General features: G+C 39.0%; 11 protein-coding genes and 1 pseudogene. 10 read left to right on the top strand and 2 right to left on the bottom strand.

The window, feature by feature from the left end:
- Positions 1-75 precede the first annotated feature (75 nt).
- Positions 76-591, top strand: coding sequence for a SecY-interacting protein Syd (locus LJY09_RS13755; RefSeq protein WP_176551726.1), 516 nt, complete (start codon positions 76-78; stop codon positions 589-591).
- A gap of 810 nt (positions 592-1,401) precedes the next feature.
- Positions 1,402-2,904 carry a malate:quinone oxidoreductase gene (locus LJY09_RS13750; RefSeq protein ID WP_013083523.1) on the top strand — a complete coding sequence of 501 codons (1,503 nt, stop codon included), beginning with the start codon at positions 1,402-1,404 and terminating at the stop codon, positions 2,902-2,904.
- Positions 2,905-3,018: 114 nt separating this feature from the next.
- Here LJY09_RS13750 and LJY09_RS13745 read toward each other — a convergent pair.
- Positions 3,019-3,585 (bottom strand): annotated as a pseudogene (locus LJY09_RS13745) (DUF6434 domain-containing protein).
- 183 nt (positions 3,586-3,768) lie between these two features.
- On the opposite strand from LJY09_RS13745, the gene LJY09_RS13740 reads away from it, so the two are divergent.
- The 8 genes from LJY09_RS13740 to LJY09_RS13705 all read left to right on the top strand — a co-directional run bounded on the left by LJY09_RS13740 (position 3,769) and on the right by LJY09_RS13705 (position 12,012).
- Positions 3,769-4,701, top strand: coding sequence for an ADP-ribosylglycohydrolase family protein (locus tag LJY09_RS13740; protein WP_228307249.1), 933 nt, complete (start codon positions 3,769-3,771; stop codon positions 4,699-4,701).
- Between the two features lie 171 nt (positions 4,702-4,872).
- Entirely contained in the window at positions 4,873-5,037 is a 165-nt protein-coding gene (locus LJY09_RS13735; RefSeq protein ID WP_155726331.1) for a hypothetical protein, read from the top strand.
- Between the two features lie 261 nt (positions 5,038-5,298).
- Positions 5,299-5,604, top strand: coding sequence for a PTS sugar transporter subunit IIB (locus LJY09_RS13730; protein WP_028413003.1), 306 nt, complete (start codon positions 5,299-5,301; stop codon positions 5,602-5,604).
- A gap of 11 nt (positions 5,605-5,615) precedes the next feature.
- Positions 5,616-6,968, top strand: a complete 1,353-nt coding sequence (celB, locus tag LJY09_RS13725; protein WP_228307248.1) for a PTS cellobiose transporter subunit IIC — start codon at positions 5,616-5,618, stop codon at positions 6,966-6,968.
- A gap of 39 nt (positions 6,969-7,007) precedes the next feature.
- The gene (locus LJY09_RS13720) at positions 7,008-8,336 is read left to right on the top strand and encodes a 6-phospho-beta-glucosidase (RefSeq protein ID WP_228307247.1); all 1,329 of its coding nucleotides are present in this window, start codon (positions 7,008-7,010) and stop codon (positions 8,334-8,336) included.
- Between the two features lie 98 nt (positions 8,337-8,434).
- On the top strand, positions 8,435-9,343 hold the full coding sequence (locus tag LJY09_RS13715; RefSeq protein ID WP_228307246.1) for a phosphotransferase: 909 nt from the start codon (positions 8,435-8,437) through the stop codon (positions 9,341-9,343).
- A gap of 79 nt (positions 9,344-9,422) precedes the next feature.
- Entirely contained in the window at positions 9,423-11,135 is a 1,713-nt protein-coding gene (locus LJY09_RS13710) for a TcaA NTF2-like domain-containing protein (protein ID WP_228307245.1), read from the top strand.
- Positions 11,136-11,343: 208 nt separating this feature from the next.
- Positions 11,344-12,012, top strand: a complete 669-nt coding sequence (locus LJY09_RS13705) for a hypothetical protein (protein ID WP_228307244.1) — start codon at positions 11,344-11,346, stop codon at positions 12,010-12,012.
- Positions 12,013-12,102: 90 nt separating this feature from the next.
- Here the strand turns inward: LJY09_RS13705 and LJY09_RS13700 are convergent, their stop codons facing one another.
- A complete protein-coding gene (locus LJY09_RS13700; protein WP_228307243.1) occupies positions 12,103-13,062 on the bottom strand; it encodes a patatin-like phospholipase family protein in 960 nt (319 codons plus the stop codon).
- Between the last annotated feature and the right edge of the window lie 251 nt (positions 13,063-13,313).

Below are 13,313 nucleotides of genomic sequence, written 5' to 3'. Positions count from 1 at the left end.
AAACAGAACTAACATATGCTGAACGATTAGAAAAAGTCTTAAGTGAAGGTGATGTTATTGGTAATGAAAGATGCTATGAGCAACTATTTTAAGGTAAGAAGAGAATATTTTGAAAAAGGTTTGGATTTCCTATTTAAAACATCCTACAACGAAAATGTTCAATCAATGATTTATCAAGGGGAAGTGGATGAAGACGAAGAAATTTTATGGAACCCTGTTCAAAAAAATAATCATAGCGATATAAAACCACTTGAAGAAAGGTTTCATATTGAATTTCATTCTTCAATTGACTGCTATTTTAATTCCTACTGGTTTGCGGAGTTAGATGGTTTTCTGGATAGCCATTACATCACGTTAGAAGCTGTATTACCAAATATTGAATTGGATACGTTTGAAAGGAACTTAAAGGGATATAAAAAAAATCGCGATAAGCTTGATAAGGTTCCTATAGGTATAGAAGGCAATGGTTTGGTAGTTGTGATTGATAACCTCAGCGGCAGAGTAGAATTAGAAGATTTTGAACGAGGTTGCTTTAAAGAAATTGCAAACTCCTTAGAAGATTTAATTTCTAGCCTGCGTTTACAAAGATAACAAAAGATACTTTTATGGATTTTTTAAGTAAATTACATGATTGAAAAGCTTTTTGTAAGTGCACGTTGATTTGCTAAAGTCTCTAAGGGGTATTTTTGTGGAAATGCTTCATCGAAAAAATGCTCGAGCGTATAACAATATGTCACTCGTCCAAATTTGGAGGGTTTTCTTTTAAATATTCAAATATAGTCTATGTAAAAGTCAACATACATGTTAGGTTTTATAACATAAATTTCTGAATAATCATTTACTTATTCACTTATTTCATGGTATGTTATATGACATAGATATTGTAACTTGCAATATGGGCTGGAAATTAGCCATTGCAATATATACTTATTTTTCTAAAAATGCACCTGGATAAGCTGGTGCTCTATACATATATGAATACATCTACGTATAACTAGTCAAAAGAATGAAGGCATTTCTAATTATAGTGCTGTTTGTTCTTTCAAATGAGTATAGTTATAGTAGGTGAAACTTTCAAGGCAGTTATTTTGGTTTTTAAGCTGAATTTTTGGAATAGTTTGTTATTTTATTGATCGATGCTTTGCCACTTAGAAGTAGGTATAAAAGTTTACTAATAAAAGAAAATGCAGACGGAATTTAATAAGTTTTTTGGAATTTGTGGGCGATTTTCTCACTTTTTTATCATTTTTGAATAGTTTATAATCATCAGACAATTATACTGTGATATAGTTATAAGTGAGACAGAAAAAGGTGTGTTCTTAGGTCGCACCTGAATTTTTTTACTACGTAAGCAGGAGCGCCTACATCTTTTTACAAATATAGGGGATGAGGAAGGTTATAATGAGCAACGTACAGAAAAAAACAGACGTTATCTTAATTGGTGCCGGAGTCATGAGCGCAACTTTGGGATCATTACTCAAAGAGTTAGCACCTGAATGGGACATTAAAGTATTTGAAAAACTCGCAGACGCAGGGGAAGAAAGCTCGAACGAATGGAATAATGCAGGGACGGGCCATTCTGCGCTGTGCGAACTAAACTATACATCAGAAAAAGCTGATGGATCTATAGATATAACAAAAGCGATCCGAATTAACGAGCAGTTTCAGCTATCAAGACAGTTTTGGTCTTATCTGGTAAGCAGCAAGTTGATTCGCAATCCGCAAGATTTTATCATGCCAATTCCGCATATGAGTTTGGTACAAGGGGAAAAAAATGTATCGTTTCTGAAAAAGCGTTTTGAAGCGCTGTCAAACAATCCGTTGTTTCAAGGAATGGAGTATTCCGACAGTCCTGACAAACTAAAAGAATGGATTCCGCTAATCATGAAGGGGCGCACGTCAAATGAACCAATTGCCGCAACTAAAATTGATTCGGGGACAGACGTAAACTTCGGTGCTTTAACACGCATGTTGTTTGATCATCTGAAGAATAAAGGGGTTCACGTTCATTACAAACGAAGTGTAAAAGATATTAAACGTAAAAGTGACGGTATGTGGGAAGTAAAAGTCGCAGATGTAGACAGCGGCAAAGTTGAGTACCACACGGCAAAGTTCATCTTTATCGGTGGTGGAGGCGGAAGCTTGCCTTTACTTCAAAAAACAGGTATTCCTGAATCCAAGCATATTGGAGGCTTCCCGGTAAGCGGATTATTTATGGTATGCAATAACCCTGAAGTGATTGCGCAGCACCACGGGAAAGTATACGGAAAAGCCAAAGTCGGAGCTCCGCCAATGTCAGTTCCGCACCTTGATACACGCTATATTGACAACAAAAAGACGCTGTTGTTTGGTCCGTTTGCCGGCTTTTCACCGAAGTTCTTAAAAACAGGTTCAAACCTGGACTTAATCAGTTCTGTAAAGCCGAATAATATTTTAACCATGCTAGCAGCAGGCGTCAAAGAAATGGCGTTAACAAAATATTTAATTCAGCAAGTGCTGTTATCAAATGAAAAACGTGTGGAAGAACTGCGTGAGTTTATCCCGAACGCGAAAAGCGAAGACTGGGATATCGTTGTAGCAGGCCAGCGTGTTCAGGTAATCAAAGACACGGAAGCCGGAGGAAAAGGAACGCTTCAGTTTGGTACAGAAGTTGTAAGTGCGGCTGATGGTTCTGTTGCTGCACTTCTTGGCGCTTCGCCTGGTGCATCAACGGCGGTTCACGTTATGCTTGAAGTATTGGAAAAATGCTTCCCAGAAAACATGAACAAGTGGGAGCCAAAGATAAAAGAAATGATTCCTTCCTATGGCATGTCGTTAGTTGATCATCCAGACTTCTTTAACGAAATTCATGCGTCTACTTCACAGACGCTTGGTTTAATTAAAAAAGAGTCCGTTTATAGCTAAAGATTTTACGCTGCAACAAACAGCACATGCGTATGTGAAGAAATCTACAGGCGTGCACAAACACCACCTTTTATTGAGGTGGTGTTTTAATGGTCTTTATATGTAGAGTTTGATTTAAGAGCGGTATTGATTGCTTCCAGGCTGAACTTTTAAATGCTTCCACGCCGCAATTGCATCATCGCGGCTTTTTCCATTGTTTTTCGGATCCTTAAAAAAATCGCGAATAAAGCGGTTGTATTCAAACTCAGGCGCAATTTCTTTTTGATAAGAAGGCTGCTTTTTTCGTTTTTCTTCTTCATGCCACGCTTTTACCACATCTCGATAGGTTTTCCCTACATTTTCTTTAAAGTAGTTTTGAATATATGTGGAAAAATGAAACGTAGGATGAATGGCGTCTTTAAAAAAAGTCCGTACTTTTTGACTGCAGCGGTGATTTTCCCCAATGAAGGTATCTAATGTTAGCGGCGCTTATGTTTTAGAGGACGAGCGTCTTTTAGAAGGTGATTTTGATTGTTGAGTGTCACCGGTTGTTAAAAACACTTCAATTCTTTTTGAAAGTTCCATTTTAGATCCAGACGGGCTCATGTTGTTTTCTCGGCAAAATTGCTGCAGCTCGGTTTTGAGCCAGTAAAAATCGGTAAAGTCTTTGATGGGTAAATCTTTTGTAAGTTCAGGTCTCATCGTTTTTACCTCCATATATTTACTGTAGAACATTTGTTCTTGTTGGTCAATTGTTTTTAGAGAAGTACGAGGGAATGTCTTTATATTTCTTCCTATTTTATAAAGAAGAAAAAGCATCTAGGCAAGAGATCTCTTGCAAATTCCAAAATCAAACAATTACAATAATAGAAAGGAGTTGATTGCATGACGCTACATAAAAAAGTCCTTTCTACAATTCTAGGAGGAGCTGTCGGAGACGCTTTAGGCGTTCCAGTTGAGTTTAAAAAACGCGATTCATTTCGGATCACAACTATGACCGGCTACGGTACGTATAACCAGCCTGAAGGAACGTGGTCAGATGATACATCTCTGACGATGTGCTTGATTGATAATCTACTAGAAAAACAAGATGAATATGATTTGATGCAAAAGTTTGAGAGCTATTGGTCGGATGGCTACTGGACGCCGTACGGAGAAATGTTTGATATTGGCATCGCAACAAGCGAAGCGATTCGCCGCTATAAAAGCGGGCTTCCTAAAGAAGAGTGGGGAGGAAGCGCTGAATACGACAACGGAAACGGAGCGCTTATGCGTATCTCACCGCTTGCGTTTACACTATGTGATGAACCTAGCTTTACAAAAAGAAAAGAAGCAATAGAAAGAATTGCGCACGTCACGCACCGCCATGTGCGCTCTACTCTTGGCTGCATTATATACGTGGAGCTGCTTATTCGCCTTCTTGACGGCGACGAGCCTTTTAAAGCATATGAAAAAGCGGTAAATCTCTGTCAAAAGCAGCTAACAGGTACGGAGTATGAAGCAGAGTTCACTGCGTATGAACGAGTGTTAAACCTAAGCTTGCCGCACGCAGCGAGAAATGAAATCGGGTCAACTGGATATGTTGTTAGCTCGCTAGAAGCATCTCTTTGGTCTTTTCTGCAAAGTGATGACTACAAAGAAGCTGTACTTACCGCTGTGAATTTAGGAGAAGACACAGACACAATAGGCTTTATTACCGGTACTATGGCAGGAGCATATTATCAGCTGGATGGCATTCCTGAAGAGTGGGTTTGTCAGCTTGCTAAAAAAGAAGAGTTAGAGAAAGCGTGTAAGAAGTTTGCGGATGCGTGTGTATGAAAAAGACAATGAAAAGAAGCTGTATTTCACGAAATAGAACAAATCCTTATCAACGGAAACAAAACGCCCGAATATGCAAAAATACAAGTAAGCAATGATAAAAAAGGGTTCCTTCTTGGAGACTTTACTAGCGAAGAAACAAAAGGCTATACGTTTAAGAGCTTGCAAAGTGTGAAGCTACAGCCGCATACAGGCCCTGACGAACAGCTAGAAAGATCGTACAAAGGAAAAGAAAGTGATCAGATATATGCGCTTTCTCTTGCAGATAATATAAGTATACAAGAAGTAACCATCTTAGGAATCTCACATCAGGAGACAATTTCTACTGGGTTATAATAAGGGTCGATAAGCAGCTTACCTAGATGGGTGAGCTGCTTATCTTTTTTAAGAATCTACCACAATTCAATTTGATTTACAATCCCTTTCTCTCTTAATTTAAAGAATATTCAAACAATATTTTTCCTTTGGTAACGGAAAAATATTGCGTTTAATTGAAAGCGTTTTCAATATATAGTGAAGGTAACAAGAAAACATCTTAGCAAGATACTTATCTCACTTATGGATGTTAATCAATCACTGATCAAGGGGGAATTGGAAATGAATATTTTACTATGCTGCGCAGCAGGGATGTCTACAAGTTTGTTAGTGACTAAAATGGAAAAAAGCGCAAAAGAAAAAGAGACGACGTGCAAAATCTGGGCAGTGCCAGGAGACGCGGTTAGAAATCATATCGATAATGCAGATATTTTACTTTTAGGTCCACAAGTGCGCTACTTGCTTCCTCAAATGAAAAAGTTAGGAGAGGAAAAAGGAATTCCAGTAGAGGTTATTAATCCGGTTCATTACGGAATGTGTAACGGAGAAGAAGTGCTAAAATCTGCTGAGCAGTTAGTTTCGAAATAGGAGGGAATCAATTGAGCAAAATGAATCGTGTACTTGAAACATATATTATGCCGCTTGCTGGCAAAGCTGCTCAGCAGCGTCATCTTCAAGCATTAAGAGACGGTATGGTCCTGACGATGCCGCTTATTATTATCGGTTCACTTTTCTTAATTTTAGCCAATTTACCTTTTCAAGCCTACACAGATTTTTTAACAGAACATCCTAAGCTAAAAGCAAGCATTTTATATCCGTACAGAGGAACGTTTGAAATTATGGCTTTAGTAGCTACGTTCGGGATTGCCTATCGCTTAGCAGAATCGTATAAAGTGGATGCACTTGCTTCAGGTGCAGTGTCTTTAGCTGCTTTCTTTGTCGGTACACCTTTTGTTTCGTATACGATTGGAGAAAACGCAGATGGAACGGCTATGGTCGAAACAGCTTATCAAACGGCGATGTTCACGAGTAAAGGTCTTTTTGTGGGGATGGTCATAGCGGTTATCGCCACAGAAGTTTACCGGAAGATTATTCAAAAAAATATTGTGATTAAGCTTCCAGAAACTGTTCCGCCAGCTGTCGCCCGTTCATTTTCAGCTTTAATACCAGGGTTTGGCGCTGTAATGGTTATATGGATGCTACGTTTGCTTGTAGAAAACGTCGGAGACTTCGGGAATTTACATAATGTCGTGACGGTTTTACTGCAGCAGCCTTTAACTCATATTGGTACAAGCTTAGTCGGTACGATTCTGATTTTTATCTTAATTACTCTTATGTGGAGTACGGGGCTACACGGTGCGACGATTGTTGGTTCTGTTATGACGCCTGTATGGCTTACGCTAACAACGGAAAACGCAACCGCTCTTGCTTCTGGTGAGCCAGTAAAGCATATTGTAACGAATGAATTTAACGATATTGTGTTTGTGGGAGGGTCCGGCACTACGCTTTCTCTTGTGCTGGCGATGGTGCTGTTTGCGAAAAGCCAGCAAATGAAGCAGCTAGGAAGACTAAGCATCGGACCAGGCTTCTTTAATATTAACGAACCTGTTATTTTTGGAATGCCTATCGTATTAAATCCGATTATGATTATTCCGTTTATTTTAGCGCCGCTTCTATCGGTCATCATTACGTATGTATCGATGGATATCGGCCTCGTTGCAAAGCCAATAGGAATTGTCACGCCGTTTACAATGCCGCCGGTGATTAGCGGCTACTTGATTACAGGAAGCATATCAGGGGCTATTCTGCAGCTTGTGCTAATGGTGGTATCGTTTGGTGTCTATTTTCCATTTTTTAAAATGTGGGACAAACAAAAGCTTATAGAAGAAACCGGAGCTTCTATAGATCGTGATCGTTCACCGGTAACAGAAGAACAGCAAAGTATTGTATAACGTATTTTTTAAATCATTCATTATAGCGGAGGGATTCAAATGACAAAAGGAATTAAAATTGTAACCATTGGTGGAGGTTCAAGCTACACGCCGGAGCTTGTCGAAGGATTTATTAAGCGCTATGACGAGCTGCCTGTACGAGAGCTTTGGCTAGTAGATGTAGAAGAAGGAAAAGAAAAGCTAGAGATTGTTGGAAACCTGGCAAAACGAATGGTCGAAAAAGCAGGAGTCCCAATTGATATTCATCTTACGTTTGATCGAAGAAAAGCGTTAAAAGATGCTGACTTTGTCACTACACAATTTCGCGTAGGATTGTTAGACGCCAGAATGAAAGATGAACGAATTCCGTTAAAATACGGCGTGATTGGGCAAGAAACAAATGGACCGGGCGGCTTATTTAAAGGGCTGCGCACAATTCCTGTGATTTTAAGTATTGTGAAAGATATAGAAGAACTATGTCCAAATGCGTGGCTTGTAAACTTTACGAATCCAGCTGGTATGGTGACAGAAGCCATTTTACGCTATAGCAATCATAAAAAAGTAGTGGGCTTATGCAACGTGCCAATCGGTATTCGTATGGGGATTGCTAAAGCGCTAGAAGTAGACGAAAGCCGGGTACAAGTTAGCTTTGCCGGATTAAATCATATGGTCTTTGGATTAGATGTCTTTTTAGACGGAGTGAGCGTAAAAGATCAAGTGATTGACGCTATGGCAGACCCGACGAATGCGATGTCTATGCGAAATATCAAAGGAGTTTCATGGGATCCTGACTTTATTAAAGGCCTAGGAGTTATTCCATGTGGCTATCACCGTTATTATTATAAAACAAACGAAATGCTGCAAGAAGAACAAAATGCAGCTGAGCTCGAAGGTACACGAGCTGAAGTAGTGCGCGCGTTAGAAAAAGACTTATTTGAGCTCTATAAAAATCCTAATCTTGCAATTAAACCGCCTCAGCTTCAAAAGCGAGGAGGCGCGTACTACAGCGATGCAGCCTGCAGCTTAATTTCATCTATCTATAATGATAAAGGCGATATTCAGCCTGTAAATACCATTAACAATGGGGCAATTGCCAGCATTCCAAATGATTCTGCTGTTGAAGTGAGCTGTGTGATTACAAAAGAAGGGCCAAAGCCAATTGCAGTCGGTGATTTACCTGTAGCTGTTCGAGGACTTGTGCAGCAAATCAAATCTTTTGAACGAGTGGCGGCCGAAGCAGCCGTTACGGGAGATTACAATACCGCGCTTGTTGCAATGACAATCAATCCGTTAGTCCCATCTGATACTATTGCCAAGCAGCTCTTGGACGAAATGCTAGACGCGCATAAATCTCATTTACCGCAGTTTTTTAACTCGGTGAATGTCTAATACGTATAGTGAAAAAACCTTTGACAACGAGTCAGAGGTTTTTTCATTTTTATAGTATACTTTACATACAAAATCAACATCAAAGAAAGGTGAGTACAATGCCAAATGCATGGGATGCAGAACAAATCGTATCAGCACCGTTTGCCAAAACGCTAATCGAGACGCAGTTTCCAGAACTTGCGCCCGCTAAAATTTCGCTGCTTGGCTACGGCTTTGACAATACGGTTTATCAAGTAAACGACCGCTTTGTTTTCAGGTTTCCAAGACGAGAACTAGCAGTGGGACTATTAAAAACAGAAAATCAGCTTTTACCAAGTCTTGCTTCTCAATTGCCTCTATCGATTGCAGAGCCCATTTTTTTCGGTAAGCCGAATGCAGGCTATCCTTGGCTTTTTACGGGCTATCACTACGTTCAAGGAACTCCACCTGGAAGATTAACAGAAGAAGAACGCATACAATCCGCTTCTGTACTAGCGAGGTTTCTTCGCACGTTACATCACTATCCTTACTCAAAAGCGCAAGAGCTCAGTGTTCCGTTTGATGAGTTAAATCGGCTTGATATGATGAAGCGAAAGCCTGCGCTAGAGAAGTATGTCAAGCAAATGAAAGAGCGTAGTCTTTATTCAAAACAAGAGATTCTTGAAGACTATGTAAATGACATACAAGAAATTAAGTATCAAGAAAAACATGTACTAGTTCACGGAGATCTTCATATTAAAAACATGATTGTTGATCAAACCAATATGGTTTCAGGCATTATTGACTGGGGAGACGTTCATATTGGTCATCCGGCAGTTGACCTAGCGATTGCTTATAGCTTCCTACCATCTAAAGGAAGAGCTCGTTTTTTCAAAGAATACGGAGAAGTAGATGAAGAAACGCACAGGCTTGCAAAATGGAAAGCCGTATTTACAACCGTAGTGCTTGTGGCACATAGCTACGATCAAGGAGATAAACAAACGTTAGAAGCGGCTTTAGAAAGCTTGAACCTGATTTTTCAAGAGTAATAAAACTGTAATAGAATTTCTGTTCAATTCCTGTATAGTTAAGAAAGGATAAAAATAAAAACAACAGGTGAAGCAAACGATGAATACAAGCCACTGGAATGAATCAGCAGCACATTTACTAGAAAGGTGGATAAAGCTATATAAAGAAAAAACATTTCTTATTGAAGAAACGGAATCTTTAAACATGCTAAAAGAAGAAGTAGACGGGATGGATAAAGAAAAATTCCTCTCCATAGTAGAACGTCAGCTGCAGAAAGTGTATGACGAACTGGAAAAAGAACGGACAGAGTACAATATGAACAATAGTGAATATACAATGGTGACGTTTCTTTCAAGCGACTATCCGGAGTACATAAAAAAGCGTCAAAGCAATATGAGACAGTTTGAACAGTTAACAAACATACATAGGAATGTGACAGAGTTTTTCGGAAAAGAACTTTTTTCTGAAGCGGATATGGTAGCGTTTAGAAACGACTTTTTTCAACTAACAGAAAGACATGCTAACACGTCATTGCTAAAAGAAATCAAGGAAAGCTGGAATGCTTATTTGCCCGCGTTCGTTGACTTTCAAAAAAAGCATGAACATGTAAAACAAGCGATAGCCACAGTACTCGAAGAAGACAAGAGCTTGAAGCAAGAGTGGCATCAGCTAAGCAAAAATAAAGTAGTGACCAAACAAAAAGCGACCGCCTTTCGCACAAAGCAGCATGAGCTAAATGAAAACATTCGAAAAGCCACAACTGCACAAAAACAGTTACTCGAACTGCACTGGCCTGATGTTTGCAGCCAGTTTGATGCGCTACAAGAAAAAATGAGTAAGAGTCTTTCTACTGTGCTGAAAGAAACGCAACGCAGTATGGAAGTGATTAGCCAAAACGATGCAAATGAACATGCCAAGTTAAAGCAATCACTTAACGACCTACATGCAGTCCACAAAGTCGACGTTCATCAAACGTGGTTAGCGGCTTTTATTAAAAAATCACGACCATTTTTTAACGAACTGAGTGAAGATATAAAGGATACTCGGTGTCAAGAGCTATGGAACCGAATTTACGGCATGTATAAAGGAATAGCAGTAAACGAGTTTATTGTTGCATATGAAGAATTTTTAGCGCTTCAGCCGCTTGCCAGTGTAAAAAGCACGGAAATACCAAAGCCATTAGCTCGGTTAAAGGTAGATATAGAACCTGTTACACTGCCATCCTACGCAGACTTTCCCGTGCTTAAAAAGCAGCAAGCATCACGACGAACGTTTCCTATTTTAATAGGAACTATTATTGGACTTCTCTTATTACTGACGTTTGTATACATGAATCGTGACCATCAAACGGCAGAAACAAGCTCAGATATAAAAGAAACGCCCAGCACGAAGACGTTAAAAAATGAAGATGTCAAACCAGATTCTGTAAGCAAAACGGATCTTGAAAACTTTTTTATCTCCTATAAAGCCGCTTACTTTTCAAGTTTAAACAGTGGAGACTTTAGTGGGATGGCACCCTATATCGACTCGGATCAGCCAGTGTATAAGCAGCTAAAAAGCTATATCACATCCCTAGCCGGAAAAAACGTATCGTTTGCTAACGATCAATTTTTAGTGACAAAAACAGAGTCACATGATGACGGAACCTACAGCATTTATACAAACGAAGTGTACACGTTCACTGATTCATATGACGCGAGCACGCAGTTCAAAAAAGAACGAATTTACCATGTGAAAACTGCTGGTAAAGACAAACTTCAAATTACTAAAATTGATACATTAACAGATGAGCAGAAGTCGGTGGAAGAGTGAACGGTTTCTGAGAGATTATGAATAACCGCTAGTTCCTTTGGAGCTAGCGGTTGTTGTGGTTGGAGCGACTTTTCCTTTTTTTTGTAGAGTGGTAGCGGCTATTTGTGAGTCTTTCATTGATTATGTTCATGCTTCTTACAGTAGAAGTATGGTAGTATCGAACATGTATAAAATATAGGTTGTAACATAAGTAAAAGGAGGTGCTATGATGAAAAAACGCACAAAAATAGTTAGTGCAGTCATTGCTGGAGCTACTATTTTAATAGGAGGTATATGGATGATAAATGAAACCCGTTATCCAAACGTCCCCGCTTTTAATGATCACTTTACACGAGAATTCTTAGATAAAGGCAAAAAAGCAGATAACGAGTTTTACGAGTTTAAGTCAAAGACAGGGCAGTATACGATGTGGTTTCCAGAGGAGTATCAGTTAGTTCATGAAAATAAAGAAGATTATGCTATAAGCGGTCAGTTTTATGAGCGATGGGTGGCTTCTTCCGAAAATTTCTTTAACAATAAAAATGAAATTTCATACATGAACGTAGAACTGGCAGAGAAGGTAAAAGAAAATGAGGAGGTAAATGTAGAGAGTCTGTTCAAAAAGAACATACATGTGAATAAACCAAAAAAAATGGACACAGCTAATGTCAGTATATATTACGATTCAGCATATACATATTTTAAAGGTACTGAAGAAAAAGTTGTAAAGAACAATATTAAGTACGTTCCAAATACATATGTAGCATATATAGCAGATAAAAATACGGATAAAGTAATCGAGCTTTATTACAAATACACTGGAGATCAGTTAACAGAGAAACAAGGGGAAAAACAAGAAAAATTCATTTTTAAAATGCTGAAAAGCGTAAAGTTCTAATATCTAATAGGGGAAATAGGCAAGAATGAAAAAGGAATTCGTGTTCATAAAACAACAAATTCCCTATTTTAATACTCTTCTCAAAAAATATTAGCACTTCCAGTTTTTTTCAATGAAATGAAACGCAGGTCGTAAATTCGTTTTATTAGCAATCGAAATAAGAGCGGGAACAACCGAAGGGTCCGTTTTAGAGAAATTAGGAATTCGCGGATTCAACCGGAAAAACTGATCCCCAAGAAGCTCAGAGCTAACCATTGATTCATAGTAGCTCGATCCACCGGAGATAATCTGAAGAAACGGCAGTAACGGCTCATTAGGGGATCGGTCTAAAAGCACTCCCCAATTTGGCGGCAAGTCCTCCATATCTTCAGGACGTATGTTATCCGCACTCACCATTCCCCATCCCTTCGTATCTCTTCTTAATTGAGTGGGCTGCTCACCTGTTCCGATGGATAATACGGCAATTTGATCCAACGGCTGCTTTGCTTTTCCCACTGCAAACGCGATACTAGCTGTACTGGTATTAGTTGCTACTGTATAACCATCCACATAGTTTTGATAAGCTCTTTGCGTTGCGGGAGCAGCGCTGCTCCTAAGTATTACGTCACTTGCTTTTTCATTAAGATAGGGAGAGCCAGGAAAATTATGAAATAACACAGGATTCCAACGATTCAGCTCCGGTGAAAATAAGTGAAAGGATGGCACAACAATTCGTTTCTTTAAGTCTCTAAGGCGAAGGTCTCGGGGGAAAAACGTTCGTATGGCTTTAATAAAACCAGAATAGGGTAGTTGTTGGTTAAAAACAGGTCCGCCCGGTCGGGAAACGCTGAACGCCGGTAAGATGTAATCTTTGAAAAACTGAAACGTCTCTTCTGGTGATCTTCCGCTTGCTAATGCAAGAGCAGTGAATGAACCAATGGAATTCCCTGAAAAAACATTGGTTTTACTAATTAACTTTGGATTTTGATGAGCCAATCTATTCAAAAGCTGTAAACTTAAAGCACCTAAAGTACCGCCTCCATCAAAGGTCATAATCCGATATGTTGTCAAAGGTGATTTCTCCTTTCGAATCCCATCAGAGTTATCATTCTGTATATGTTTATTTGATGTGCTGGAGAGGTATGATTATCTCTTTTATTGATTATGTAGGCGAATATTAATTAATGGTAGGAGTTAGACAAAAGGTCCCTTTGGAGTCTAAATAAATGGGAAAAGAGATTTATTCAGAAAACCCTGAGCTAAAGCCATTTGTCGAAGAAATAAATATGTTGGAGGTATCCATAAGTTAAATCTAGGAGTAA

It is taken from the genome of Priestia sp. J2 (assembly GCF_020790095.1).
GTDB lineage: Bacteria > Bacillota > Bacilli > Bacillales > Bacillaceae_H > Priestia > Priestia zanthoxyli.
The sequence above is the reverse complement of the archived record's forward strand: the minus strand, read 5'-3'. Positions and strand labels throughout refer to the sequence as shown.